Annotated in this window: 25 protein-coding genes; 13 read left to right on the top strand and 12 right to left on the bottom strand. The window is 73.4% G+C overall.

Going from position 1 to position 26572, the window contains the following annotated elements; all coding sequences use genetic code 11:
- The first annotated feature begins 56 nt into the window (after positions 1–56).
- Complete coding sequence (locus O7611_RS08320) at positions 57–911, top strand: GDSL-type esterase/lipase family protein (RefSeq protein ID WP_194800972.1); 855 nt, start codon at positions 57–59, stop codon at positions 909–911.
- Here the strand turns inward: O7611_RS08320 and O7611_RS08315 are convergent.
- The 3 genes from O7611_RS08315 to O7611_RS08305 form a co-directional block, all read right to left on the bottom strand.
- Positions 888–1631 (bottom strand): EcsC family protein, encoded by a 744-nt coding sequence (locus O7611_RS08315; protein WP_194800971.1) that lies wholly within the window; start codon positions 1629–1631, stop codon positions 888–890. The two genes, O7611_RS08320 and O7611_RS08315, sit on opposite strands and share 24 nt — an antisense overlap.
- Before the next feature lie 38 nt (positions 1632–1669).
- Positions 1670–1816 carry a hypothetical protein gene (locus O7611_RS08310; RefSeq protein WP_166456378.1) on the bottom strand — a complete coding sequence of 49 codons (147 nt, stop codon included), beginning with the start codon at positions 1814–1816 and terminating at the stop codon, positions 1670–1672.
- 95 nt (positions 1817–1911) lie between these two features.
- The gene (locus O7611_RS08305; RefSeq protein WP_194800970.1) at positions 1912–2757 is read right to left on the bottom strand and encodes a peptidase M23; all 846 of its coding nucleotides are present in this window, start codon (positions 2755–2757) and stop codon (positions 1912–1914) included.
- 393 nt (positions 2758–3150) lie between these two features.
- Between O7611_RS08305 and O7611_RS08300 the strand changes: the two genes are divergently transcribed.
- Genes O7611_RS08300 through O7611_RS08290 form a run of 3 tightly spaced genes read left to right on the top strand, consistent with a single transcriptional unit; the run spans position 3151 to position 5246 of the window.
- Entirely contained in the window at positions 3151–4071 is a 921-nt protein-coding gene (locus tag O7611_RS08300) for a proteasome assembly chaperone family protein (protein WP_194800969.1), read from the top strand.
- A 37-nt stretch (positions 4072–4108) separates the two neighbouring features.
- Positions 4109–4906 carry an exodeoxyribonuclease III gene (locus O7611_RS08295; protein ID WP_194800968.1) on the top strand — a complete coding sequence of 266 codons (798 nt, stop codon included), beginning with the start codon at positions 4109–4111 and terminating at the stop codon, positions 4904–4906.
- A 25-nt stretch (positions 4907–4931) separates the two neighbouring features.
- Complete coding sequence (locus tag O7611_RS08290) at positions 4932–5246, top strand: antibiotic biosynthesis monooxygenase family protein (RefSeq protein ID WP_194800967.1); 315 nt, start codon at positions 4932–4934, stop codon at positions 5244–5246.
- 286 nt (positions 5247–5532) lie between these two features.
- Here O7611_RS08290 and O7611_RS08285 read toward each other — a convergent pair whose 3' ends face one another.
- Both O7611_RS08285 and O7611_RS08280 read right to left on the bottom strand, forming a co-directional pair.
- The gene (locus O7611_RS08285) at positions 5533–6321 is read right to left on the bottom strand and encodes a class F sortase (RefSeq protein ID WP_269696518.1); all 789 of its coding nucleotides are present in this window, start codon (positions 6319–6321) and stop codon (positions 5533–5535) included.
- 212 nt (positions 6322–6533) lie between these two features.
- Complete coding sequence (locus O7611_RS08280) at positions 6534–7100, bottom strand: hypothetical protein (protein WP_194800966.1); 567 nt, start codon at positions 7098–7100, stop codon at positions 6534–6536.
- Positions 7101–7239: 139 nt separating this feature from the next.
- Between O7611_RS08280 and trmB the strand changes: the two genes are divergently transcribed.
- The 4 genes from trmB (at position 7240) to O7611_RS08260 (ending at position 12766) form a co-directional block, all read left to right on the top strand.
- Positions 7240–7866, top strand: a complete 627-nt coding sequence (trmB, locus tag O7611_RS08275; RefSeq protein ID WP_228532151.1) for a tRNA (guanosine(46)-N7)-methyltransferase TrmB — start codon at positions 7240–7242, stop codon at positions 7864–7866.
- A gap of 61 nt (positions 7867–7927) precedes the next feature.
- Positions 7928–10432, top strand: a complete 2505-nt coding sequence (locus O7611_RS08270) for a DEAD/DEAH box helicase (RefSeq protein ID WP_269696517.1) — start codon at positions 7928–7930, stop codon at positions 10430–10432.
- A gap of 119 nt (positions 10433–10551) precedes the next feature.
- On the top strand, positions 10552–11199 hold the full coding sequence (locus tag O7611_RS08265) for a hypothetical protein (protein WP_194800963.1): 648 nt from the start codon (positions 10552–10554) through the stop codon (positions 11197–11199).
- 307 nt (positions 11200–11506) lie between these two features.
- On the top strand, positions 11507–12766 hold the full coding sequence (locus tag O7611_RS08260) for an Nramp family divalent metal transporter (protein ID WP_194800962.1): 1260 nt from the start codon (positions 11507–11509) through the stop codon (positions 12764–12766).
- Positions 12767–12822: 56 nt separating this feature from the next.
- On the opposite strand, the gene O7611_RS08255 is transcribed toward O7611_RS08260, so the two are convergent.
- The 4 genes from O7611_RS08255 to O7611_RS08240 all read right to left on the bottom strand — a co-directional run bounded on the left by O7611_RS08255 (position 12823) and on the right by O7611_RS08240 (position 16857).
- Complete coding sequence (locus O7611_RS08255; protein ID WP_135239286.1) at positions 12823–13767, bottom strand: ABC transporter substrate-binding protein; 945 nt, start codon at positions 13765–13767, stop codon at positions 12823–12825.
- 32 nt (positions 13768–13799) lie between these two features.
- Positions 13800–14672 carry an ABC transporter ATP-binding protein gene (locus O7611_RS08250; RefSeq protein ID WP_194800961.1) on the bottom strand — a complete coding sequence of 291 codons (873 nt, stop codon included), beginning with the start codon at positions 14670–14672 and terminating at the stop codon, positions 13800–13802.
- Complete coding sequence (locus O7611_RS08245) at positions 14669–15703, bottom strand: FecCD family ABC transporter permease (RefSeq protein WP_269696516.1); 1035 nt, start codon at positions 15701–15703, stop codon at positions 14669–14671. Before O7611_RS08245 ends, O7611_RS08250 begins: the two co-directional genes overlap by 4 nt.
- 107 nt (positions 15704–15810) lie before the next feature.
- On the bottom strand, positions 15811–16857 hold the full coding sequence (locus O7611_RS08240; protein ID WP_194800960.1) for a FecCD family ABC transporter permease: 1047 nt from the start codon (positions 16855–16857) through the stop codon (positions 15811–15813).
- A gap of 105 nt (positions 16858–16962) precedes the next feature.
- Here O7611_RS08240 and O7611_RS08235 point away from each other — a divergent pair, with 105 nt between their 5' ends.
- Together O7611_RS08235 and O7611_RS08230 are read left to right on the top strand one after the other, a co-directional pair.
- Positions 16963–17895, top strand: coding sequence for a MerR family transcriptional regulator (locus O7611_RS08235; protein ID WP_194800959.1), 933 nt, complete (start codon positions 16963–16965; stop codon positions 17893–17895).
- Positions 17896–17899: 4 nt separating this feature from the next.
- Positions 17900–18259 carry a YciI family protein gene (locus O7611_RS08230; protein ID WP_194800958.1) on the top strand — a complete coding sequence of 120 codons (360 nt, stop codon included), beginning with the start codon at positions 17900–17902 and terminating at the stop codon, positions 18257–18259.
- A gap of 26 nt (positions 18260–18285) precedes the next feature.
- Here O7611_RS08230 and O7611_RS08225 read toward each other — a convergent pair whose 3' ends face one another.
- Both O7611_RS08225 and O7611_RS08220 read right to left on the bottom strand, forming a co-directional pair.
- The gene (locus tag O7611_RS08225) at positions 18286–18753 is read right to left on the bottom strand and encodes a cytidine deaminase family protein (RefSeq protein WP_228532080.1); all 468 of its coding nucleotides are present in this window, start codon (positions 18751–18753) and stop codon (positions 18286–18288) included.
- Between the two features lie 66 nt (positions 18754–18819).
- Positions 18820–19377, bottom strand: coding sequence for a CGNR zinc finger domain-containing protein (locus tag O7611_RS08220; protein ID WP_194800956.1), 558 nt, complete (start codon positions 19375–19377; stop codon positions 18820–18822).
- A 60-nt stretch (positions 19378–19437) separates the two neighbouring features.
- Here O7611_RS08220 and O7611_RS08215 point away from each other — a divergent pair, with 60 nt between their 5' ends.
- Positions 19438–20727: an MFS transporter gene (locus tag O7611_RS08215; RefSeq protein WP_194800955.1), complete on the top strand. Its 1290-nt coding sequence runs from the start codon at positions 19438–19440 to the stop codon at positions 20725–20727.
- Between the two features lie 44 nt (positions 20728–20771).
- Positions 20772–24767, top strand: coding sequence for an ATP-dependent RNA helicase HrpA (gene hrpA, locus O7611_RS08210; RefSeq protein WP_269696515.1), 3996 nt, complete (start codon positions 20772–20774; stop codon positions 24765–24767).
- Between the two features lie 107 nt (positions 24768–24874).
- Here hrpA and O7611_RS08205 read toward each other — a convergent pair whose 3' ends face one another.
- Positions 24875–25804, bottom strand: coding sequence for a LysR family transcriptional regulator (locus tag O7611_RS08205; protein WP_194800953.1), 930 nt, complete (start codon positions 25802–25804; stop codon positions 24875–24877).
- An 83-nt stretch (positions 25805–25887) separates the two neighbouring features.
- On the opposite strand from O7611_RS08205, the gene O7611_RS08200 reads away from it, so the two are divergent.
- Positions 25888–26571, top strand: a complete 684-nt coding sequence (locus O7611_RS08200) for a succinate dehydrogenase cytochrome b subunit (RefSeq protein ID WP_269698066.1) — start codon at positions 25888–25890, stop codon at positions 26569–26571.
- Position 26572 lies beyond the last annotated feature (1 nt).

Here is a 26572-nt window from a genome sequence, read left to right as displayed (position 1 = left end):
GGCCTCGCCGGGGCATAGGGTCGACGCGCCCGTTGCCGCCGCCGGACGGGGGACCGATGAGACGCTGGATCGCCGCGCTGGCCTGCCTGGCGGCGCTCGTCGCGCTGGCCTGTGACGGCTCCGGCGAGGCGTCACCCCGGCCGTCCGGCACACCCGCCCCCGGCGAGCCCCGGGTGCTGGTCGCGCTCGGCGACTCGGTCAGCACCGGCTACGGCTCCTGCCTGGTGCTGGTGAGCTGCGAACGCAACTCCTGGTCGACCGGGGACGGCCTGCGGGTGGATAGCCTCTACCGGCGGCTGCGCGCCGACGCGCCGGGGCTGCGGGCGTACAACCGGGCGGTGCCCGGGGCGCGCGCGGCCGCGCTGGCCGGCCAGGCCCGGTCGGCGGTACGCGACAAGGCCGACCTGGTCACCGTGCTGATCGGGGCGAACGACGCCTGCCGGGGCGACGTCGACGACATGACGCCGGTCGCCACCTTCCGCGACCAGGTCGACGCGGGGCTGGGCGTGCTGCGCGAGGGCCGGCCGAAGGCCCGGGTGCTGGTGGTCAGCATCCCGGACCTGTACCGGCTCTGGCAGATCGGGCACACCGAGCCCCGCGCCGTGCGGGCCTGGTCGCGGGGCGTCTGCCCGTCGCTGCTCGCAGGCGCCACGTCGACCGCACCCGCCGCGGTGGCCCGCCGGGCCCGCGTCAAGGACCGGATCGAGGCGTACGACGGGCAACTGCGCGCCGCCTGCCGGGCGTACGGGTCACGCTGCCGGTGGGACGGCGGCGCGGTGCACCGCCACCGCTTCGACCTGGACCAGGTCAACGCGCTCGACTGGTTCCACCCGAACGCGACCGGGCAGGGCCGGCTGGCCGAGGTGGCCTGGGACGCCTCCGGCTGGTCAGGGCTGGCGCGGGCCGGGTAGCTGCGGGGGACCGGCGGCGCGGTAGAGGGCACGCGTACGGTCGGCCAGTTCCTTGGTGGCCGACGAGTTGGCCCAGGTGCCGAGCACGATCGCGGCGCCCGGCACGACCTTGGCGAACATCCGCTTGGCGGCCCGCACCCCGGCCATCCGGGCCAGCCGGACCCCGAGCTGGAGCATCACCCGGCCCAGCGCCCGGTCACCGGCGGAGCCGAACAGGGCTCCGGCGCGCTCCCGGCCGGCGGCCACGCCCAGCGCGAGGCGGGCCGTCTCGGCGACCTTGTGCACCCGCTGGAGCACCAGCAGGTCGGTGGCCCGGTCCGGGTGCGCCGGGTCGACGCCGTAGGCGGCCGCGACGTGCAGCACCAGCCGGGCCTGGGTCCAGGCCAGCACGCCCACGTCGATCACCGCGCCGGGCAGCCCGGCCGCGCCGGACACCGCACCGGAGAGCCGGGCGTGGTTGACGAACTTGCGGACCGCCTGGTCGGCCAGGTGCTCCGGCGGGGCGTCCGGCCGCAGCGCCCGCTCCCGGGCGGCCCACTGGGCGGCCTCCGGGCCGAGCCGGCGCACCGCCTCCAGGGCCAGGTGCTCCGGCGCGTACTGCGGATCCTCCCGCATCCGGTCCCACAGCTTGGCCGGTGGCGCCTCGGGCACCTCCACCGGCGGGACGGGGGCGGCGGGGACGGCGTTGGGCTCCCCGTCGACGGGGGCGGGGTCGGTCACGAAGGGCTCCGGAGGCTCGTGCGGCGGGGTGACGCGGGTCAGCGCCGGCGCGACTGCAGCCGGGTCGCGATCTGCCGCAGCCGGGCCTGGTTCTCCGGCTTCGACATCTCACGCCGGCCGCGATCGACCAGTTGCTGGCCCCGCGGCGACCGCAGGAAGGCGGTGATCCGTTGCATCAGCGACATGAGAGTCCTCCCGTCCCGCGGTCCCCTTCATGTGTACCTGGGACCGGCAAGCCCCCTGATACCCGAATCGGCCCTTCCGCAACCACCCGTCCGGGTCAGCCCAGGATCTCGGCCACCACCTCGCCGGCGCGCCACTCGTGCTGGGCGTACGCGTCCGGGAACGCGGAGATCTGCACGGCCTGGGCGGCCACCGAGAGCGGCAGGCTCTGCCAGCCGGGGATCTCGGCCAGCGCGGACAGGAACGCCTTCGTCGCGTACTCGGGGTCCATGAGCTGCTCGACGGTGCCCCAGCCGCTGCTGGGGCGCTGCTGGAACAGCCCGACCGAGTCGTGGTCCCAGCCGATGGCCTGGTGCGGGTAGTTCTGCGACTCGGGCAGCACGCCGCTGGCGTAGTTGAGCAGGGTGCTCTCCTGCATGGCGGTGGCCACCGCGATGACCAGGGCGCGGCGCGGCATGCCCATCTCCCTGCCGGCCTGCACGATCTTCTTGGCGTTGTTCATCTGGGTGCGGTCCAGACCGGCGACCGGGACGATCTGCCGGACGGTCTTCTTCGGCTTGGGCTTGGTGGTCGCCTTGGGGCTCGCCGTCGCGGACGGGGTGGCGCTGGGGGTGGCGGGGGCGGTGCTCGGCCGGGTCATGGCCCGGGAGGCCGGGTCGACCTCCGCGCGCTCGGCGACCTCCGCCGAGGGCGCCGGGGCGGCGGCGCGGTCCGGGGCGCCGAAGCCGGCCTGGCTGACACCGACCAGGCCGAGGCAGCAGGCCGCGCCGGTGGCGACCGCCAGCTTCGTCCGGCCGGGCCGGGGGTTCATGGGTGCCCAGAAGCGGGTACGCCGGAAGAGTCCCTGGAGCTTCGCCGAACGGTTGGTGGAGGGGGTACCGTCCGAACGGTCAGCCGGGCGGCCGGAGCCGAACGGGTCGTCGAGGTTGCCGTCGTTACGCATCCGACGAGGCTAGGCAGGGCAAACCGGGATCACCCAGGCCGAAAGGGTGGCCCTCGCCACACTTTGGCCGCTCCGAAGCGGACGGTCCACCCCGGTGCGGGCCGGCGAACCACGGACCTCGGGAACCGGACCAATCACCCGGGCGACGGCGCGCGCGGCGGCGCGGGCAGAAACGCCGCAGACCTCCAGGTCCCGCCCGATGATCGACTAACTCGTCCGTTCGGACGATCCGGATATGGGTCGCCGGACCGGGGCGTAGCCGAATCGTGATCATCATCCGGGCATCGGACGTGGCCGTAACGGAATGGACCACCCACCCCGGTACGTTTGCCGAACCGGGGAGTCCGCACACTCGGCGCTCCCCCGCACGCGTCGACAGGGAGGACCCCACCGGTGCTCGATCCACACGAGCTCTACGAACTCACCGACGAGCTGCCCGAGCTCGGCCAGCCGGTGCTGATCCAGGCGCTCACCGGCTTCGTCGACGCCGGCAACGCCACCCGGCTGGCCCGGGAACAGCTGCTCACCTCGCTCGACGCCCAGGTCATCGCCCGCTTCGACGTGGACCAGGTCTTCGACTACCGCTCCCGCCGCCCGGTGATGACGTTCGTCGAGGACCACTGGGAGTCATACGACGCCCCGGCGCTGGAGCTGCACCTGCTGCGCGACGACGACGAGACCCCGTTCCTGCTGCTCACCGGCCCGGAGCCGGACCTGCAGTGGGAGCGTTTCGTGGCCGCCGTCGCCGGGCTCAGCGCCCGCCTCGACGTCCGCCTCACCGTCGGGCTCAACTCGATCCCGATGGCCGTGCCGCACACCCGGCCCAGCGGCGTCACCGCGCACGCCACCCGCAAGGACCTGATCGCCGGGCACGAGCCGTGGCTGCAGAAGGTGCAGGTGCCGGCCGGCGTCGGTCACCTGCTGGAGTACCGCCTCGGCGAGCAGGGGCGCGACGCCCTCGGCTTCGCCGCGCACGTGCCGCACTACGTGGCCCAGGCCGAGTACCCGGCCGCCGCCGAGGCGCTGCTGTCCGCCGTGTCCCGCAGCACCGGCCTGCTGCTGCCCGTCGAGGCGCTGCGGACCGCCGCCGAGGCGGTCCGGGTGGAGATCGACCGCCAGGTCACCCAGACCGAGGAGGCGGCGACGCTGGTCCAGGCGCTGGAGGAGCAGTACGACGCGTTCGCCCGCGGCCGGGGCGAGAAGAACCTGCTCGCCGGCGAGACCGGGCCGCTGCCCACCGCCGACGAACTCGGGGCCGAGCTGGAACGCTTCCTCGCCGAGCAGACCCGCCCCGGCGACACCCCGGAGCGCTGAGGCGGCGGGGCGGGCGGCGATGCGGCAGGCTGGGGACATGCGCCTGGCGACCTGGAACGTCAACTCGGTGAAGGCCCGCCTGCCCCGGCTGCTCGACTGGCTGGCCACCACGAAACCCGACGTCGTGTGCCTGCAGGAGACCAAGTGCCCCGACGGGGCGTTCCCGGTCGCCGAGGTGGGCGAGCTGGGCTACGAGGTGGCCAGCCACAGCGACGGGCGGTGGAACGGCGTCGCCGTGCTGTCCCGGGTCGGGCTGGCCGACGTGGCGGTCGGCTTCCCGGGCGAGCCCGGGTTCCCCGAGCCCGAGGCCCGCGCCATCTCGGCCACCTGCGACGGGCTGCGGGTCTGGTCGGTGTACGTGCCGAACGGCCGTGCGCCGGACGACCCGCACTACGCGTACAAGCTGGCCTGGTTCGCGGCGCTGCGCGACGCGCTGGAAGCCGAGGTCGCCGGCCCCCTGCCGGTGGCCGTCTGCGGCGACTTCAACGTGGCGCCCACCGACGCCGACGTCTGGGACCCGGCGCTGTTCGTCACCTCCACCCACGTCACCCCAGCCGAGCGGGCCGCCCTCGCCGCGCTGCGTGACCTGGGACTGGAGGACGTGGTGCCGACGCCGATGAAGGGGCCGCACCCGTTCACGTACTGGGACTACCGGGCCGGGATGTTCCACCAGAACAAGGGCATGCGGATCGACCTGGTGTACGCGAGCGCGTCGTTCGCCCGCACGGTCCGCTCCGCGTACGTGGACCGGGAGGCCCGCAAGGGCAAGGGCCCGTCCGACCACGCCCCGATCGTGGTCGACGCGGACCTGGCACCGGCCGTCGAGACGTTCTGAGCGCGACGCTGGTTAGGGTGGACACATGGCTGTCGTGAAGATCAACGCGATCGACGTCCCGTCCGGCGCCGGCGAGGAGCTGGAGAAGCGGTTCGCGGCCCGGGCCGGCGCGGTGGAGAACTCCCCCGGCTTCCTCGGTTTCGAGCTGCTGCGCCCGGTCGCCGGGGACACCCGCTACTTCGTGTACACGCGCTGGGAGAGCGAGGAGGCCTATCAGGCGTGGGCGCAGGGCCCGTCCCGGGCCGCGCACGCCGAGGGCGGCGAACCCCGCAAGCCCGTCGCCACCGGCGCCACCCTGCTGGAGTTCGAGGTGGTCCAGCAGGTCCCCGCCACCCCCTGACCCCGCCTTCCCTTGTCTTCTCGGTCGATCATGAAGTTGGCGGTACAGGTTGCCCGTTTCGTCACCGCCAACCTCATGATCAACGTGGTCAGGGCCGGGGCGCGCGCAGATCTTGGAAGATTTGCGCCCCCATAGGGGCCGTTTCCTACCAAGATCTTCCACGGTCCCGGCGCTCCGTGTCTCCGCTCGGCGATCATGAAGTTGGCGGGGACGAAGCGGGCAACCTGCGCCGCTAACCTCATGATCGACGTGGTCAGGGCGGGTCGGGTGGGCCGGGCGGGAGCGGTCAGCGAGCGAGGGACGCGAAGACGATCACGTTGTCCTGGTAGCCGGTACGGCCGCCGACCCACTCGCCGCCGCAGGTGATCAGGCGCAGCTCGGCCGGGCCCGAATCGCCGTAGACCCGGGCGGCGGGCAGGTTCGACTTGTCGAAGTACTCGACGCTGTCCACCTTGAAGGTCACCACGCTGCGGTCGGCGCGGGTCACCTGGATCCGGGCGCCCGGCTTGAGCGAGCGCAGCCGGTAGAAGACGGCCGGCCCGCTCTTGGTGTCGACGTGGCCCACGATGATCGCCCGGCCCGGGTCGCCGGGCACCGCTGCCCTGTCGTACCAGCCGGTCTGGTCGTGCTCGGTCAGCGGCGGTACGTCCACCGAGCCGTCCTTCGCCTGCCCGACCGGGGTCACCGGCGCGTTGACCTTGATGGCCGGAACGGCCAGGCGTACCGGCCGGCTCGCCGGCTTCCGGACCGGTGCGGCAGCACTCGCCGGGGCCGCCGCACCCGGCCCGTTCGACCGGCTCGACCCGGTGGACGCATCGGCGAAGTCGAACGGCCCGGCCGTGCGCCCGAGGCCGGCCCCGGTGGCGAACACGCCGACCAGCACCAGCACCACCGCCAGCGGCTTCGACCAGGAACCCCGGCCCCGGTCCCCCCTGCCCGGCGGCGCCGGTGGCGGCTCGACCGGCGGCGGCCCGGCGGGCCCCGGGCGCAGGGCCGGCGGGTCGGCCGAGGGCGGATACCACGGTCGCGACGCGGCGGGCGGCGGCATCCACGGCCGCGACCCGGAGACCGGCACGGCAGACGGTCCGGTCCCGGCGGTCGGACCCGTCCCGGCGGCAGACCCACTCCCCGAGCGCGGTCCGGTCCGGGGCGCGGCGGCCGGATCAGCCCCGGAGAACCGGGCGGTGCCGGTCGGTGGCGCGGCGGGCGGAGGCAGGGCGAGGAACGGCCGGCCGAAGCGCCGGGATCCGGCGGGCGGCGGAACGAAGTGCTCGGCCATGACCGGCCTCAGCGTCCGGCGGCGCCGCGGGCCTGCCGGCGGGACGCGGCCACGCCGAGCCCGGCGCCGACCACTGTCACCGCCAGCCCGACCGGCACCAGCAGGCCACCGAGCCCGGGCCCGGCGGTGCCGCCGAAACCGGTCGCCGGGCCGCGGCTGGGCAGGTGACTGGGCGGGTGGGTCGGCTGCCGGGTGGGCTGCCCCTGCTTGACCACCTGGAGCATGGTGGAGGCGGTCTCCCCGCCCGGGCATTCCAGCTTGACCCGGTAGTTGCCGGGCCGGGTGCGCTCGTGGACCATCGGCGAGGCGGTGAGCAGGCCGCGCTGCGGCTGGACCTGGATCCTGCCGAACGCGTCCGAGGTGACGATCGCCGGCACTGTGTTGTTCCGGCAGCTCGCCCGGATGCCGACGAGGTAGCCGGGCGAGACGGTGCCCGGGGTGACCTCCACGAAGATCACGTCGGCCGGGGGCTGTTCCGGCACCGGCTCGGCCTGGGCGGGCAGCGCGCCGGCCAGCGGGGCGGCGCACGCGGCGGCCGCGACCAGCAGCGCCTCACGTACCCTGAACGACCCCATGACCCCTCCCGGCGTACGGGATGAATCCTCTCACCCCTGGGCGCACATCACATCCGATCCGGGCTAGGCTCGGGTCGCTGTGACCCTCCCCGACATCGCCGCCGGCCGCATCCGCACCTTCCATCCGCGTCGCGGACGGATGAGCGAGCGGCAGCGCGACGCGCTCACCCGGCTCTGGCCCGCGTACGGCCTGGAGATCGCCGCCCTCGACGGGCCGTGCGATCCGACGGCTCTGTTCGGACGACGGGCGCCGCTGGTGCTGGAGATCGGCTCCGGCATGGGCGACGCCACCGCCGTGATGGCGGCGGCCGACCGGGACCGACACTATCTGGCGGTCGAGGTCCATACGCCGGGAATCGCCAACCTGCTCGACCTGGTGGAACGCCACGGTCTGGACAACGTCCGGGTGGCCGAGGGGGACGCGCTGGACCTGGTCCGGGCCATGCCGGAGGGCTGCCTGGACGCGGTGCACGTCTTCTTCCCCGACCCGTGGCCGAAGACGCGCCACCACAAGCGGCGGATCATCGCGCCGGCGCACGTGGCGCTGCTGCGCTCCCGGCTGGCGCCGGGCGGCACGCTGCACTGCGCGACGGACTGGGCCGAGTACGCCGAGTCGATGCGCGAGACGCTCACCGCCGACCCGGAGCTGGTCGACGTGTACGGCGGCTTCGCGCCCCGCCCGGCGCACCGGCCGGTGACGAAGTTCGAACGCCGCGCGCTGACCGCCGGCCGGGAGGTCTTCGACCTGATCCACCGGCGGCGCTGAACCCGTTGCGCTGAACCCGGTTGGCGCGGCCGGGTGTGATCCAGGCACGATGGGAGCCGCCATGACTCTCACCGCCGCGCTGCCGAAGACCGCCGACCCCGACACCCTCTACGACGCGTTCGCCTCCTGGGCGTCCGAGCGCGGCCTGGACCTCTATCCCCATCAGGAGGAGGCGGTCATCGAGATCGTCTCCGGCGCGAACGTGATCATGAATACGCCGACCGGCTCGGGCAAGAGCCTGGTCGCGATCGCGGCGCACTTCGCCGCGCTGGCCGACGACCGGACGACCTTCTACACCGCGCCGATCAAGGCGCTGGTCTCGGAGAAGTTCTTCGCGCTCTGCGAGGTCTTCGGCGCGGAGAACGTCGGCATGCTCACCGGCGACGCCAGCGTCAACGCGGACGCGCCGATCATCTGCTGCACCGCGGAGATCCTGGCCAACCTGGCGCTGCGCGAGGGCCGCCGCGCCGACGTCGGCCAGGTGATCATGGACGAGTTCCACTTCTACGCCGAGCCGGACCGCGGCTGGGCGTGGCAGGTGCCGCTGATCGAGCTGCCGCAGGCCCAGTTCGTGCTGATGTCGGCCACGCTCGGCGACACCACCCGCTTCGTCGACGACCTGACCCGGCGCACCGGGCGGCCGACCGCCGTCGTCCGCTCGGCCGAGCGGCCGGTCCCGCTCCTCTTCTCGTACGCGACCACGCCGCTGCACGAGACGCTCGAGGAACTGCTGGAGACCAAGCAGGCCCCGGTGTACGTCGTGCACTTCACCCAGGCCGCCGCGCTGGAACGCGCCCAGGCGCTGATGAGCGTGAACGTCTGCACCCGCGCCGAGAAGGACATGATCGCGAGTGCGATCGGCAACTTCCGGTTCACCTCCGGCTTCGGCACGACGCTGTCCCGGCTGGTCCGGCACGGCATCGGCGTGCACCACGCCGGCATGCTCCCGAAGTACCGCCGCCTGGTCGAGACGCTCGCCCAGGCCGGCCTGCTCAAGGTCATCTGCGGTACCGACACGCTCGGTGTCGGCATCAACGTGCCGATCCGTACCGTGCTGTTCACCGGCCTCTCGAAGTACGACGGGGTGCGGACGCGCCTGCTGAAGGCCCGCGAGTTCCACCAGATCGCCGGCCGGGCCGGGCGGGCCGGGTTCGACACGCTGGGCCGGGTCGTGGTGCAGGCCCCCGAGCACGTGATCGAGAACGAGAAGGCGCTCGCGAAGGCCGGCGACGACCCGCGCAAGCGCCGCAAGGTGGTGAAGAAGAAGCCGCCGGAGGGCTCGATAGGCTGGGGTGAGCCGACGTTCCAGCGCCTGGTCGAGGCCGAGCCGGAGCCGCTCACCTCCAGCTTCCAGGTCAGCCACTCGATGCTGCTCAACGTGATCGGCCGCCCCGGCGACGCGTTCGCCTCGATGCGGCACCTGCTCACCGACAACCACGAGGACCCGGCCGCGCAGCGACGGCACATCCGCCGGGCCATCGCCATCTACCGGGCGCTGCGCGCCGGCGGCGTGGTCGAGGAGCTGCCCGAGCCGGACGAGACCGGCCGCCGGGTACGCCTCACCGTCGACCTCCAGCTCGACTTCGCGCTCAACCAGCCGCTGTCGCCGCTCGCGCTGGCCACCGTCGAGCTGCTCGACCGGGAGTCCCCGTCGTACGCGCTCGACGTGCTCAGCGTGATCGAGTCGATCCTCGACGACCCGCGCCAGGTGCTGTCCGCGCAGCAGTTCAAGGCCCGCGGCGAGGCGGTCGCCGCGATGAAGGCCGAGGGCATCGAGTACGAGGCACGCCTCGAACTGCTCGACGAGGTGACCTGGCCCAAGCCGCTCGCCGAGCTGCTGGAGTCCGCGTACGAGATGTACCGGCAGGGCCACCCGTGGGTCGCCGACCACCAGCTCTCCCCCAAGTCCGTGGTGCGGGACATGTACGAGCGGGCCATGACGTTCCCCGAGTACGTCCAGTTCTACGGGCTGTCCCGGTCCGAGGGGCTGGTGCTGCGCTACCTCGCCGACGCGTACAAGACGCTGCGGCAGACCGTCCCCGAGGACGCCAAGACCGAGGAGCTGGTCGACCTCATCGAGTGGCTGGGCGAGCTGGTCCGCCAGGTCGACTCCAGCCTGATCGACGAGTGGGAGCGGCTGCGCAACCCGTCGGACGTGGCCGAGGTGGCCACCTCGCTGGACGACCGGCCGCCCGCGGTGACCCGCAACGCGCGGGCGTTCCGGGTGCTGGTGCGCAACGCGATGTTCCGCCGCGTCGAGCTGGCCGCGCTGCGCCGCTGGGACCTGCTCGGCGAGCTGGACGCGGGCGACGGCTGGAACGCCGACGCCTGGGCCGACGCGCTGGAGCCGTACTTCGAGACGTACGACTCCATCGGGGTGGGGCCTGATGCGCGCGGGCCGGCGCTGCTGATGATCGAGCAGGGCCGCGACAGGTGGACCGTCCGGCAGATCCTGGACGACCCGGACGGCGACCACGACTGGGGCATCAGCGCCGAGATCGACCTGGCCGCCTCGGACGAGATCGGCGCGGCTGCGGTCCGGATCACCGACGTCGGCCAGCTGTAGGACTACGCGAAAAAGGGCCGCCCGGGATGTCCGGGCGGCCCTTTTCGTGCCCTGGGCGATGTCAGACCCGTCGATTAGAATGTATGTACTAATCGAGCTGCTGACCTGGGAGGATGCTCGTGACTGCGCCCACCTCCGCGACCCCTGTCACCCCCTACGCCACCCTCCTCGGATTCACCCGGTACGTCGACCGCACCGGCCCCACGAAGGCCACCTTCGTCGGCGGTCTGCGCCGGCAGCGGGCCAGCCGGCACGGCTTCAACCCGCACGGCCAGTTCGTCAAGGCGCTCAAGGCCGACGTCGCCTTCCACACCGGCGGCACGCACCTGGCGCAGGTCGCCGACCTGGTCAAGCCGCGCTGGCGCCCGCTCTACGAGGCGCTCGTGCCGGGCGCGACCCGCTGGCTGCACTCGCTGGGCGAGCCGGCCGGCGTCGACCTGGCCCAGACCCGCGACGCCCTGGCCATGCTGGGTGACCTGCCCGTGAAGATCAACCCACAGTTCGGCGTCCGGTACGCCGACGGCCGGGCCGAGGCGATCCGGCTGCACTTCGACGAGGCGCCGCCGAGCGAGGAGGCCACGCTCGCGACGCTGCACCTGATGGCCCGGCACATGGACGCGGTGCTGCCGCACGCCGAGCCGGTCCTGGTCGACGTGCGGCGCGGCGAGGCGCACCGGATGCCCGCCGACGTCAAGCCCGAGCAGATCGAGCAGTGGCTGGCCGGTGAGGCAGCCGCGTTCCGGGCCATCTGGTCCACCGCCGCCTGACCGACCGCCGCGATCCCCGTCCGGCGAACCGGAGCACCGCCCGACCAACGTATCCGGCGGCGACCGCCGCACCGCCCACCTACCGAACGGCCGCCCCGCTACCCGGGGGCGGCCGTTCGTCGTCCCGGGCGGTGCGCCGCAGGGGGACTCCGCCCGGTGGACGAACAGCGGGCGGCATCGTCCGTGCCTGCTTTCTCCCTACGGGTTCAGGTTGGTGGCATATGCGGGCATCCGTCGGGAACACCCCCGCGTGGCCGCCCTCCCGGCACCCCCGCCGTTCGTCGTCAGTCGTCGTCGAGGAGCACCAGTGGTAACGAACGACTCGCCTGTCGTACCCCCGCTACGGACCGCCCGCGCCCCGCGCCCGGTACGCGGCCGGCTCATCCTGCTCGGGCCCGCGTTCGTGGCGGCGGTCGCCTACGTCGACCCCGGCAACTTCGCCACCAACTCCACCGCCGGCGCCCGGTACGGGTACCTGCTGGTCTGGGTGGTGGTGGCGGCGAACCTCGCAGCCATGCTGGTGCAGACGCTGACCGCGAAGCTCGGCCTGGCCACCGGGCGCAGCCTGCCCGAACTGTGCCGGGAGCACCTGCCCCGGCCGCTCAACCGGGTCATGTGGGCGCAGGCCGAGCTGGTCGCCATGGCCACCGACCTGGCCGAGGTGATCGGCGGGGCGGTCGCGCTGTACCTGCTGTTCGGCGTCCCGCTGCTGCCCGGCGGCCTGATCATCGGTGCCGCCTCGTTCGCCATCCTGGCGCTGCGCGCCAGGGGTTTCCGGTCGTTCGAGATCGCCATCGCGGTGCTGCTCGGCGTGATCGTGCTGGCGTTCGCGGTCAACCTGGTCAGTGCACAACCGGACGTGTCCGACGCCGCGGCCGGGCTGCTGCCCCGGATGCAGGGCACCGACAGCATGCTGCTCGCCGCCGGCATCCTGGGCGCGACGGTGATGCCGCACGTCATCTACGTGCACTCGGCGCTGACCCCGAACCGCCTGCCCGCCGAGGGCGAGACGCAGCGGCGGGTGATCGCCAAGGGCCTGCGGATCGACGTGCTGATCGCGCTGGGCATCGCCGGCGCGGTCAACCTGGCCATGCTGCTCGTGGCCGCGAGCAGCTTCCACGGCACCTCGATCCCCGGCACCGACACCCTGGAAGGCGTGCACGCCGGGCTCGCCACCACGCTCGGCACGGCCGCCGCGGTCGGGTTCGCGGTCGCCCTGCTCCTGTCCGGCCTCGCCTCCACGAGCGTCGGCACGTACGCCGGCGAGATCATCATGCAGGGCTTCCTGCGCCGCCGGATCCCGCTGCTGGTACGCCGGATGATCACGCTGCTGCCCGCGCTGGCGGTGCTCGCGATCGGCGTCGACCCGACCCGCGCGCTGGTGCTGTCCCAGGTGGTGCTGAGCTTCGGCATCCCGTTCGCGCTGATCCCGGTGGTGATGTTCACGCGCCGCCGGGACCTGATGGGCAGCCTGGTCAACCGCCGGGCCACCACCGCCGCGGCGGTGGCGATCACCGCGTTCGTGGTGGCGCTCAACGCGTTCCTGCTCTGGCAGTTGACGGCCTGAGACACACCCGCGCCCGTCCGGCCTGGTGCGGCTGGACGGGCGCGGGTGATCGGGGCTCAGGCGGCCAGGTACTTCTCCAGGTCGTCCAGGATCTTGTTGGCGGCGCCCACGCCGATGCCGGTCATCCAGATCTCGTCGGAGACCACGTGCGCCTTGCCGGCCTTGACCGCGGACAGGCCCTTCCACAACGTGCCGCCGGTGACCTTCGCCTGCTCGGCGGCGGCCTTCTCGCCGTACGCGGTCACGAACACCACGTCGCCGTCGGCCTCGGCGATGCGCTCCGGGCTGACCCGGTCCATCCGCTTGTCCTCCTTGCCGGCGAGCATCTGCCGCTCGGGGCGGCCCAGGCCGGTGTCGCCGACGACGATGCCGGAGAACGAGTCCGGCCCGTACAGGCGGATCTCGGTCGGCATGAAGCGCACGATGGAGACCTTGCGGGACGAGGCGTCGCCGAGCTTCGCGCCGAAGTCCTTCGCCCGCTTCTCGTACTCGGCCAGCAGGTCCTTCGCCTGCTGCTCCTTGCCCAGTGCCGCGCCGTCGAGGAGGAAGTTCTCCTTCCAGGTGATGCCCACCTTCTCGGTGAACACGGTCGGGGCGATCTTGGACAGCTCGTCGTAGAACTTCTCCTGGCGGAACTTGCTGCCCAGGATCAGGTCCGGGTTGAGCGCGTTGATCGCCTCCAGGTCCGGCTCGGTGAGCACGCCGACCTCGGTGATGCCGGCGAGCTTGTCCGCGCCGAAGTAGGTGGGCCAGCTCTTCGCCTCACCGGCGGTCGCCGCGCCGACCGGGGTGACGCCCAGCGACAGCGCGGTGTCGATCTTGTCGGTGTCGAGCACGACCACGCGCTTGGGCTCGGCGGGCACCTTCGTGGTGCCCATGGCGTGGGTGATCTCCCGGGTCTCCCCGGTGCCGGTGCCGGCGACGGGGTCGCTCTCCCCGCATGCGGTGAGACCGACGCCGAGAGCGAGGGCGGCGGTGAGTGCGACGGCGAGACGACGCATCAGGTTCCTTTCGGTGGTGCGGGTCGGCGCGCTCAGGCGTCGCCGACGGGGGCGCCGGACGGAGCCGGCGTGACGGCCGGAACGGCCGAGGTCTGGGTGTGGAGGGCCCGGGTGGGGGCGCCCTGGCTGAGGGCCGGCACCACGAGCGGGGCGCCGCTGACCGGGCAGGGCACGACCACGCAGTCCAGCCCGAACACGTCGCGGACCAGGTCCGCGGTGAGGATCTCGCGCGGCTCGCCGGCGGCCACCACCGCGCCGTCGCGCATGGCGATCAGGTGGCCGGCGTACCGGGCGGCCTGGTTGAGGTCGTGCAGCACGGCCACCACTGTGCGGCCCCGCTCGGCGCGCAGCCGGTGCAGCAGGTCCAGCACCTCCACCTGGTGGGCCAGGTCGAGGAACGTGGTCGGTTCGTCCAGCAGCAGCGCGTCGGTGTCCTGGGCCAGCGTCATGGCGATCCACACCCGCTGGCGCTGCCCGCCGGAGAGCGTGTCCACCGGGCGGTCGGCGAGCGCGCTGACGTCGGCAAGCCGCATGGCCTCCTCGACCGCCCGTCCGTCCTCGGCCGACCACTGCCGCCACCAGCGCTGGTAGGGCTGCCGGCCGCGCCCGACCAGGTCGGCCACGGTGATCCCCTCGGGCACCAGCGGGCTCTGCGGCAGGACGCCGAGCCGCCGGGCCACGTCCCGGGTCGGCAGGTCCCGGATCGCCGCGCCGTCCAGCAGCACCGCGCCGCGCCGGGGCGTGAGCAACCGGGCCATCGTGCGCAGCAGCGTCGACTTGCCACAGGCGTTCGGGCCGACGATCACGGTGAACGTGTCGGCCGGCAGGTCGAGGTCGAGTCCGTCCAGCACGGTCCGGCCCTCGTAGCCGACGACCAGGTCGCGGGTGGACAGCAGCGCGGTCACGACCGCCTCCCTCGGGTGCGCAGCAGCACGAAGATCAGGTACGGCCCGCCGATCGCCGCGGTGAGCACGCCGGCCGGCAGTTGGGTCGGCGCCAGCAGCCGGCGGGCGCCGAGGTCGGCGAGGACCAGCAGCAACGCGCCCAGCAGCGCGGCGCACAGCAGCGGCGGACGCTCGGCGCGGACCAGCCGCCGGGCCACCTGCGGGGCCACCAGCGCCACGAAGTCGACGGCGCCGACCTGGGCGGTGACCATCGCGGCGGCCAGCACACCGGTGCCGGCCAGCCCCATGCGCCGGGCCACCGGCCGCAGGCCGATCCCCCGCGCGGTGTCGTCGTCGAGCGCGCTGCTGCGCAGCGCCCACCCGGCCCAGAGCAGCACCGGCAGCAGCACGGCGAGCGTGCCGGCGATCCACGCCGCCTCGCTCCATCCCTTGCCGGCGAGCGTGCCGATCAGCCAGATCTGCGCGCGCAGCCCGTCGATCGGGTCGGCGGTGAGCATCACCACCTCGATCAGCGCCCGGAACGCGAACGCCACCGCCACACCGGCGAGCACGAACCGCTGGGCGGCCAGGCCGTGCCGGGCGCCGAGCGCGAACACCGCCACCGCCGCGGCCAGGCCGCCGAGCAGCGCCGCCGGCGCCACCAGCACCGCCGCCGCGCCGCTGGTCAGCGCGATCGTCGCGGCCAGCCCGGCGCCCTGGGTGACGCCGATGACGTCGGGGCTGGCCAGCGGGTTGCGGGCCACGCTCTGGATCAGCGTGCCGGCCACGCCGAAGGCCGCCCCGGCCACCGCCGCGAGGACCGCGCGAGGCAGTCGCAGGTCGCGCACCACGAGGTCGTACGGGGTGCCCGCGCCGGAGAGCGACCGCACCACGTCGACGGGGGCGACGTACGGCGTACCCAGCGACAGGCTGACCACCACCGCGACGCACAGCAGCACGAACAGCACCACCGCCACGACGACCGGCCGCCACCGGAACGGCACCACCACCGCCCCGGCCCGCAGCACTCCACGCCCCCGCGGCCGTCGCACCCCTCGCCGTTGATCTTGTACTTCGGGCCCCTCGGGTGCCCGGAATGCCCCTTCCGCCCGGGCAGCAAGTGCAAGATCGCGGGAGCCGGGGGTGGGGGTGGGGGTGGTCATGTCGTCACCGTCTTGGCTCGGTGGACCAGGAAGGCCAGGAGGGGCGCGCCGAGCAGGGCCGTGATGATACCGGCGGGGATCTCGCCGGGTGGGGCGACGAGGCGGCCGGCCACGTCGGCGGTGAGCAGCAGGGCGGGGCCGAGCAGCGCGGCGACCAGCAGCGTCCACCGCTGGTCCGCGCCGACGAGCGCCCGGGCCAGGTGCGGCACCGCCAGCCCGACGAAGGCGATCGGCCCGGCGGCGGCCACCGCCGCACCGGTGAGCAGCACGCCACCCGCCCCGGCGGCGAGCCGCACCAGCGCGACCCGGTGCCCGAGTCCCCGGGCCACGTCGTCGCCGAGGGCGAGCGCGTCCAGTCCGCGGGCGGCGAGCGCGGCCAGCACCACCCCGGCCACCACGAACGGCAGCACCTGCCCGGCCACGCCGACGCCCCGGCCGGTCAGTCCGCCGACCACCCAGAAGCGGTACTCCTCGAACGTGCGGGCGTCGATGCTGAGCAGCGCGTACACGATGGCGCCGAGACCCGCGTCGAGGGCCGCGCCGACGAGCGCGAGGGTGACCGGGCTGGCGCCCTCGCGGGTGCGGTTGGCGATGGCGAACACGAGCAGTCCGGCGAGCAGCGCGCCGGCGATGCCGAACCAGACGTACCCGGCGAGCGTGCCCACCCCGAACACCGCGATGGCCAGCACCACGCCGAACGACGCCCCGGCGCTGATGCCGAGGATGCGCGGCTCGGCCAGCGGGTTGCGGGTGACCGCCTGGAACAGCACCCCGGCCAGCGCCAGCGCCAGGCCGACGACGAGCCCGAGGGCGGTACGCGGCATCCGCAGTTCCCGGACCACAGTGGTGGCGTCGCCGCCGTCCGGCGACACCAGCGCGTGCCACACCTGGTCGACGGGGAGGTGCCGGCTGCCGAGCGCCAGGCTGGCCAGCAGCGCGAGCAGGAGCAGGAGCGCCGCCGCCACGGTGACCGCGACGCGGCGGACGGTGCCGCGGCGGACGGGAGCCCCGGCCCGCGCGGGCCGGACGGCGACGGTGGTCACGAGGGATCTTGCCTTCCGGTTAGGTACGCCTTACCTTAGCTGACCTGCTAAGGCGTACCTGAACGGGTTGCGCCTCCACCAGGGGGAGGCGCAAAGGTGGATGCCATGGACGGTGCGGAGCGCTACTCGATCGGTGACCTTGCTCGGCGGACCGGGCTGCCGGTGAAGACCATCCGGTTCTGGTCCGACCGCGGCATCGTGCCGCCCACCGACCGGGGACCGGCCGGTCAGCGCCGCTACAACGCGGCCGCGGTGGCCCGGCTCGACCTGGTACGGACATTGCGCGAGTTGGGTGTGGACCTGCCCACTGTGCGCCGGGTGGTGACCCGGGAGGTCACCCTGGCCGAGGTCGCCTCGGCGCACGCGGACGCGCTGACCGCGCAGATCCGGCTGCTGCGGACGCGCCGCGCGGTGCTCACGGTGATCGCCCGGCGCGGGGCCACCCCGTCCGAGGCCGACCTGCTGCACCGGCTGGCCGGCCTGGTCGCGCGGGAGCGACGGCGGCTGGCCGACGAGTTCCTCGACGCGGCGTTCGGCGGCCTGACCGATCCGGGGTTCGCGGGCATCCGCCGGTCGCTGACGCCGGAGCTGCCGGACGATCCGGACGACGCCCAGATCGAGGCGTGGGTGGAGCTGGCCGAGCTGGCTCTGGACCCGGGATTCCGGGCCGGGCTGCGCCGGCTGGCCGAGCAGCACGCGGCGGACCGGGCCGGCGTCGAAGGCGTGCGCCGGGACGTGGTCGCCGTGGTCCGGGAGGAGGTGGCTCCGGCGCTCGCCGACGGCGTCGAGCCCGCCTCGCCCGACGCGGATCCGATCCTGGCCCGGGCGGCGGCCCGGTACGCGCGGCTCTGCGGCCGGCCGGACGACGCCGGCCTGCGCCGGCGGATGCTGGACCGGTTGCGGACCGCGCGCGACCCTCGCCGCGAGCGGTACCTGGAGCTGCTCTCGCTGGTCAACGGCTGGCCACCGGCCGAGAGCCTGGCGCCGGTGCTGGACTGGTCGATCCGGGCACTACAGGCCCGGCAGCACCTAGCCTGAGGTCATGCGATTCGACAGGCACACGGTGGTGCTCCTGGTCCGGCCGGACGACGCGCCGGACCTGCCGCAGGACGCCCTCGACCGGATCCAGGACGCCCACCTGGCGCACCAGGCCGGGTTGGTGGAGCAGGGCGCGGTGCTCGCGGCGGGACCGTTCCTGGACGGCGACGACGGGCGCGTCCGCGGTTTCGTGGTGCTGTCGGTGGACCCGCAGATGGCCCGTGAGCTGTACGCCAACGACCCGGCCGTCCGCGCGGGCCGGCTCGTCGCGCAGATCAGCAGCTGGATGGTGCCGGAGGGGCAGGTCCGCTTCGAGCAGGTGCCGGTCCCCCGCTCGATGCTGGAGGCCGCGGCCGGCGACTGAGTGTCGGGGCTCGGCCGGGGCGCGGGTCAGTCCTCGGCGGCCTGCCGGACTCCCGGCACCACCGGGGTCGGCCACAGCGGGGCCCGCGGTCCGGCCGGCACCTCGACCTGCTGGTCCGACCAGACGTACGTCTCGGGCAGCAGGTCGGCGATCGGGACCGCGCGCAGCCCGTCGGGCGGGCCGACGATCACCTTGATCGACGGGAAGTAGTCGAGCAGCACCTGACGGCAGCGCCCGCACGGCGGCAGGACGCCCCGGCCCCGGTCCCCCACCGCCACGATGGCCTCCAGCTCACCGGCGCCCTGGGTCGCGGCGGCGCCGAGGGCCACCACCTCGGCGCACGGGCCGCCGGTGAAGTGGTAGACGTTCACCCCGCTGAACACCCGGCCGTCGGTGCTGCGTACGGCGGCGGCGACGGTGTGGTTGTCGCTGCGGCAGCGCAGCTTCGCGACGGCGGTGGCGGCCTGCACGAGCGCCCGGTCGGTGTCCCGCATGATCATCCCCGCCTCTCGTCGGACCCCGTCGGCGGCAACTCTAGTCGCGGCGGCCGGCGATCCCTGTCAGCCAGGCCGTTTGCGTTCCCGGTAGGCGCGCATCTTGGCCCGGGCGCCGCAGATGTCCATCGTGCACCAGCGGCTCCGCCCGCCGGGGCTGTGGTCGTAGTAGACCCACCGGCAGCCGTGCGCCGCGCACGCCTTCAGGCGCTGCCAGGTGCCGGCGGCGACCGCGTCGAGTACGGCCCGCCCGATCTCGGCCACGAGCGCGTCCGCGCCGGCCAGTCCCGGGGCGGGCGCCGGCCGCGCGCCCCCTGCCTCGTCGAACGCCACGGTCAGCGGGGCCCGGTCGAACAACCGGGCCAGCGTCTGCCGGGTCGGCGGCGACAGGTCGGCGCCGGTGTGCGCCTGGCAGGCGTCGCGCAGCCCTTCACGCAGGGCGCGTGCGGTCACCACGTCGTCGTCCGCACAGGTGATCGCGATGCCCCGGGCGGCGCAGAACGCGGCCAGGTCCTCGGCGGTGCGCAGGGTGTCCCGCCCGGCCTCGATGTCCCAGGTGTTGGCCAGGTCCTGGATCAGGGTGAGCGGCGCGGGGGCCGGAGCGCGGTCACCGGGCTGTCGCATGCGGCGAGCTTACCGGCATGGCATCCTCATCCGGTAACCGTTACTGGATGGAGGCTAGTGATGGTAACCAGGTCCTCTCTTCTCGCCCGCAACCGCGACTTCCGCTGGTACTGGTCCGGCCACACCATCTCCGTGCTGGGCGCCCAGGTCACCGTCGTCGCCCTGCCGCTCGTCGCCTCGGTGACGCTGGACGCCGGAGCGGCCGGCGTCGCCGCCGTGGCCACCGCCGGCCACCTGCCCAACCTGCTGCTTCCCCTGCTGGTCGGGCATTGGCTGGACCGGCGCCGCCGACGGCGGCTCATGGTCGCGGCCGACCTGGTCCGGGCGTCGGCGCTGGCCGTCGTGCCTGCCGCGTTCATCGCCGGGGCACTCTCGCTGCCGATGCTCGTGACGGTGGCGTTGGTCGTCGGGGCGGCCGGGGTGGTGTTCGACATCGGCGGGTTCGCCTACCTGCCGACCCTGGTCGACGAGACGGACCTGCCCTCAGCCAACCGGGCCGTCCAGGGCTCCAGCACGGCGGCGCAGGTCGCCGGTCCCGGCCTGGCCGGAGGGCTGGCCCAGATCGCCGGCCCGGCGCCGGCCCTCGCACTCGACGCGGCGAGCTATCTGGCCAGCGCGGTGGGTGTGGGCCGGGCCCGCCGACCGGAACCGGTTCCGCCCCGCGGTACGCGACGCGCCGGAATCCTCGACGGCCTGCGAGTGGTCGCCGTCAACCCCTGGCTCCGGGCCCTGACCGCACACGCCACCCTCTACAACGGCGCGGCGCAGATCCTCACCGTGAACCTGGTGATCTGGGTGGTCACCGATCGAGGTCTGAGCGCCGGGTGGTTCGGGCTCGCCCTGAGCGCGGCCGGCGTCGGCGCGTTCCTGGGGACCCTCGGCTCGCTGGCGGCGGCCCGCCGCCTCGGCTACGGCCGGACGTTCGTCAGCGCCCTGGCGCTGTCCACCGGCACCCCACTGCTGATCGCCACGCTCTCCGGGTCCACCGCGACCCTGGCGTTCGGTCTCGCGGCGGTGCAGTTCGTCAGCGGCGTCGGCCTCGGCGTGGCCAACGTCCTCTCGGTGACGCTTCGGCAGACCGTCATCCCGCGCGACGAACTGGCCCGCAGCAACGGTGGCTACCGCTTCCTGATCTACGGCGTCCTCCCGCTGGGCGCAGCGGGAGGCGGCTTCCTGGGGCAAGCGCTCGGCAGCCGGGCGGCGGTAGCAGCCGGCGCCGCCGGCCTCGCGCTGTCCACGGTGCCGATGCTCACCCGCCGGATCCGTACGCTGCGCCGCCCCGAGGATGCGCGTCCGGTCCCCGGCGCCCCACCCGCGCCCGTGGCGGCCGATGCCGGCGGCGCCCGGTAACCCGGGGGCGGTCCGCCGCGCGGCTGCCTATCCTTGGCGACGTCATGCAGAATCCAGCCGTACCCGCCGCCCCTGAGACCGCCCGCGACCTGCACCGCCGCCTCGCCCCCCTGATGTTCCGCGACCAGCGCCGGCTTCAGCGGCGGCTCGACGGCGTGCGCAAGCTGCGCGACCCGCAGCGGCGGGAGACGGCGCTGGCCGAGATCGCGGCCGAGGTGACCCGGGCCGAGGCGCGCCTGGAGTCGCGCCGCGCGGCCGTCCCGGCGATCACCTATCCGCCGCAGTTGCCGGTCAGTGAGCGCAAGGACGACATCGCCGCCGCGATCCGCGACCACCAGGTGGTGATCGTGGCCGGCGAGACCGGCTCCGGGAAGACCACCCAGCTCCCCAAGATCTGCCTGGAACTGGGGCGCGGCGTCACCGGCCTGATCGGGCACACCCAGCCCCGCCGGCTGGCGGCCCGCACCGTCGCCGACCGGATCGCCGACGAACTCGGCACCGAACTGGGCGACGTGGTCGGCTACAAGGTGCGCTTCACCGACCAGGTGGGCGACAACAGCCTGGTCAAGCTGATGACCGACGGCATCCTGCTGGCCGAGTTGCAGACCGACCGGATGCTGCGGCAGTACGACACGCTGATCATCGACGAGGCGCACGAGCGCAGCCTCAACATCGACTTCATCCTCGGGTACCTCAGGCAGCTCCTGCCCCGCCGGCCCGACCTCAAGGTGGTCATCACCTCGGCCACCATCGAGACCGACCGGTTCGCGAAGCACTTCGCCGACGCCGAGGGCAACCCGGCGCCGGTGGTCGAGGTGTCCGGGCGCACGTACCCGGTGGAGGTCCGCTACCGGCCGCTGGTCGAGGTCGCCGAGGCCGAGGAGGAGGACGAGGCCGACGAGGAGAACGTCCGGGACCAGATCCAGGCCATCGGCGACGCGGTCGAGGAACTGGCCGCCGAGGGGCCCGGCGACATCCTGGTGTTCCTCAGCGGGGAACGGGAGATCCGGGACACCGCCGACGCGCTGGGCAAGCTGGTGCAGTCCAAGCGATCGCTGCTCGGCACCGAGATCCTGCCGCTGTACGCCCGGCTCTCCACCGCCGAGCAGCACCGGGTCTTCGCCGCGCACTCCAACCGCCGGGTGGTGCTGGCCACGAACGTCGCGGAGACCTCGCTGACGGTGCCCGGCATCAAGTACGTGGTGGACCCGGGCACGGCCCGGATCTCCCGCTACTCCAGCCGGCTGAAGGTGCAGCGGCTGCCGATCGAGCCGGTCTCGCAGGCCAGCGCCAACCAGCGCAAGGGCCGCTGCGGGCGTACCTCCGACGGCATCTGCATCCGCCTCTACGACGAGCAGGACTTCGACTCCCGGCCCGAGTTCACCGACCCGGAGATCCTGCGGACCAACCTGGCCTCGGTCATCCTCCAGATGACAGCGATCGGGCTCGGCGACGTCGCGGCGTTCCCGTTCATCGATCCGCCGGACCGGCGCAACGTCACCGACGGCGTGAACCTGCTGCACGAGCTGGGCGCGCTCGACCCGGCCGAGACCGACCCGGCGAAGCGGCTCACCGCGCTGGGCCGGCGGCTGGCCCAGCTCCCGGTCGACCCCCGGCTGGCCCGGATGGTCCTCGAGGGCGAGCGCAACGGCTGCGCCACCGAGGTCGTGGTGATCGCCGCCGCGCTGTCCATCCAGGATCCGCGTGAACGCCCGGCCGACAAGCAGGCCCAGGCCGACCAGGCGCACGCCCGGTTCGCCGACAAGGAGTCCGACTTCGTCGCGTACCTGAACCTGTGGCGCTACCTGCGGGAGAAGCAGCGGGAACTGTCCTCCAGCGCGTTCCGCCGGATGTGCAAGGCCGAATACCTCAACTACCTTCGGGTACGCGAATGGCAGGACATCGTCAGCCAGTTGCGGCAGGTCCTGCGTACCTCGGACAAGGGTGAGGGCCGGCGCGGCGCCGGCGCCGACCTGCCCGAGGAGATCGACACCCCGAAGGTGCACCAGTCGCTGCTGCCCGGCCTGCTGTCGCACCTCGGCCTCAAGGACGCGCAGAAGCACGAATATCTGGGCGCGCGGGGCGCGAAGTTCGGGATCTTCCCCGGGTCGGCGCTGTTCAAGAAGCCGCCGCGCTGGGTGATGGCCGCCGAGTTGGTGGAGACGTCCCGGCTGTGGGGCCGGGTGGCCGGGCGGGTCGAGCCGGAGTGGGTCGAGCCGCTGGCCCAGCACCTGGTCAAGCGCAGCTACAGCGAGCCGCACTGGGAGAAGAAGCAGGCCGCGGTGATGGCCTACGAGAAGGTCACGCTGTACGGCATCCCGCTCGTCACCTCGCGGAAGGTGAACTTCGGGCGGATCGACCCAGTGCTGAGCCGGGAGCTGTTCATCAGGCACGCCCTGGTGGAGGGCGACTGGCAGACCCACCACCAGTTCTGGCGGGACAACCAGAAGCTGCTGACCGAGATCGAGGAGCTGGAGAACCGGGCCCGGCGCCGCGACATCCTGGTCGACGACGAGACCATCTTCGCCTTCTACGACCAGCGGATCCCCGCCGACGTGGTCTCCGGCCGGCACTTCGACTCGTGGTGGAAGAAGACCCGCCGGGAGCGGCCCGACCTGCTCACGTTCACCCGCGAACTGCTCGTCAACAACGGCCGGGGCGGGGTGGACGAGGAGGACTACCCGGACGAGTGGCGGGCCGACGGCGTGACGCTGCCGCTGACGTACACGTTCGACCCGACCGCGCCCACCGACGGCGTGACTGTGGACATCCCGCTGCCGCTGCTCAACCAGGTGCCGGCGGAGAGCTTCGACTGGCAGGTGCCGGGGCTGCGCGAGGAGCTGGTGATCGCGCTGATCCGGTCGCTGCCCAAGCCGGTACGGCGGAACTTCGTGCCGGTGCCCGACTACGCCCGCGCCGCGCTCGCCGCGATCACGCCGGGCGAGGAGCCGCTGCTCGCCGCGCTGACCCGGCAGTTGCGCCGGATGACCGGGGTGACCGTCCCGGCGGACGCGTGGGACCTGGGCCGGCTGCCGCCGCACCTGCGGGTCACGTTCCGGGTGCTCGGCGACGACGACAAACCGGTCGCCGAGGGCAAGGACCTGCCGGCGCTGCAACGCGAGCTGCGCCAGGAGGTACGCCAGGTCGTGGCCGCCGCCGCGCCCGACGTGGCCCGTACCGGGCTGACGGAGTGGTCGATCGGCACCCTGCCGCGCACCATCGAGCAGGTACGCGCCGGCTTCGCGGTGACCGCGTACCCGGCACTGGTGGACGAGGGCGCGACGGTCGGGGTGAAGGTGTTCGACTCCGCCGCCGAGCAGGAGGCGGCGCACTGGGCGGGCACCCGGCGGCTGCTGCGGCTGACGATGCCGTCCCCGGCGAAGTTCCTCCAGGGGCGGCTGAGCAACGAGGCGAAGCTGGCGCTGTCCCGCAATCCGCACGGCAGCGTGCCGGAGCTGATCGAGGACGCGGCCGGGGCGGCGATCGACAAGCTGATCGGCGACGCGGGCGGCCCCGCCTGGGACGCCGAGGGCTTCGCCGCGCTGCGCGACCGGGTCCGCGCCGACCTGGTGGACACGGTCGTCGAGGTGATGGAGCGGGTACGCCGGGTGCTCGCGTCCGCGTACGCGGTGGAGCAGCGGCTCGGCGCCACCCGCAACCTGGCCGTGGTGGCCGCGCTGGCCGACATCCGCAACCAGCTCACCGGCCTGGTGCACAGGGGCTTCGTCACCGAGACGGGGTACGCGCGGCTGCCCGACGTGCTGCGCTACCTGACCGCGATCGAGCGGCGGCTGGACCGGTTGCCGGGCAACCCGCAGCGCGACAAACAGCAGCAGGACCGCGTCGCCGTGGTGCAGAAGGAGTACCAGGACATGCTGGCCGCGCTGCCCCCGCCGAGGCGCGCGACCCCGGCGGCCCGCCAGATCCGCTGGATGATCGAGGAGCTGCGGGTGAACGTCTTCGCCCAGGCCCTCGGCACCCCCTACCCCGTCTCGGAGCAACGCATCTACCGAGCCATGGACGACGCCGAGTCCCGCTGACCCTGGCCCACTGCTCGTTGATCTTGCACTTCGTGCCCCCGCGCCGGGGCTTTCGCACCTTTCGCCGGGGCGGAAAGTGCAAGATCAACGGGGCGGGGGCACAGGGGCTACAAGGGCTCTACGCCTGGGGGGAGTTCGGCGGTGGCGGTGGCGTCGTGGACGTACTCCAGGAGGATGCGGCGCAGCTCGCGCCCGGCGTGGGTGGGCACCACGTCGCGGCGGCGGGCCACCGCGATGGTCCGGCGGACGCCGGGCGGCACGAGCCGGGTGACCCGGATGCCGGGTCGGCGGGCCACCACGATGCCGGGCACCAGCGCGACGCCGAGCCCGGCCTCGACGAAGCTGAGCACGGCGTCCATCTCCCCGCCGTCGACGGACAGGGTCGGCTCGAACCCGGCCGTCCGGCACGCCTGGAGCGTGGCGTCGCGCAGGTCGTAGCCCTCGCGGAACATGACGAGCGGCTGGTCGCGCAGGTCGGTGATGCGCAGCTCCCCGGCTTCCGAGGCACCGGGTAGCGGGTCCACCGAGGCGACCACCAGGCTCTCCCGCAGGATCGGGTCGGCGCGCAGGCCCGGGTCGGTGCCGGCCGACGGCATGATGATCAGGGCGAGGTCGAGGTCGCCGCGGAGCAGGTCGCGGACGAGGTCCTGCGAGCCGCCCTCCTCCACGCGCAGGTCGATCGTGGGGTGCGCGTCGCGGAACCGGCGCAGCACCGGCGGGGCGAGCGAGGTGGCGAGGCTGGGTGTGGCGCCGAGCCGGACCCGGCCCCGGCGCAGTCCCACCAGCTCCTGCACCTCGCGGGTGGCGGTCTCCACGTCGGCGAGGATCCGCTTGGCCAGCGGCAGCAGCACCTCACCTGCCGCGGTCAGTGTGATGTTGCCCCTTACCCGTTCGAACAGCGGGGCCCCCAGGTCGGTCTCCAGCGCGTGAATTTGCTTACTCAACGAGGGCTGGGTTATGCCGACAAGATCAGCCGCCTGGGTGAAATGTCGTACTTCGGCGACCGCCACGAAGTACCGAAGCTGATGGAGCTGCATCTACATAGCCTACGGCTATCAACGCTGCGATTTCGATGCATTGGACGCCTGATCGAAGTGCTCCTAGCGTCGACCGCGTGGTAATCACGAAAACTCGGTCGCCCATCCGCTCGAACGTCGGCCTCAAGGCCGTCATGGCGGTGACGGGCATCATCCTCGTGCTGTTCCTGATCGCGCACATGCTCGGCAACCTGAAGATCTTCACGGGCGAGACGTCGTTCGACCACTACGCGCACTGGCTGCGGGACATCGGCACGCCGCTGCTGCCGACGACGTGGTTCCTGTGGATCCAGCGCACCGTGCTCACCGTCGCCGTCCTCGGGCACATCGGCGCGGCCACCGTGCTCGCGATGCGCTCCCGGGCCGCCCGCCCGGTCCGGTACGCGCACCGTCGCAAGATCCACGTGAACTACGCGGCCCGCACGATGCGCTGGGGTGGTGTGATCATCCTGCTCTTCGTGATCTACCACATCCTCGACCTGACCACGGGTCACCTGAACCCGCAGGGCGACCCGTCGAACCCGTACGGCAACGTCGTCGCGGACTTCGCGCCGGAGCGCTGGTACGTCACGCTCTTCTACACCCTCGCGCTGGTGACCCTCGGCTTCCACCTGCGCCACGGCGCCTTCAGCGCGTTCCGCAGTCTCGGCCAGCAAACGCCGAAGGGCGAGCGGCGGGCCCGGATCGCCGCGCTCGTCTTCGCCGTCGCGCTCGTCGGCGGCTACCTGCTGGTTCCGTTCGCCGTGATCACCGGATTGGTGTCCTGAC

The organism is Micromonospora sp. WMMC273, assembly GCF_027460285.1.
Taxonomy (GTDB): Bacteria; Actinomycetota; Actinomycetes; order Mycobacteriales; family Micromonosporaceae; genus Micromonospora; species Micromonospora aurantiaca.
Note: the sequence above shows the minus strand (reverse complement) of the source record. Positions and strands in the feature narration are given on the sequence as shown.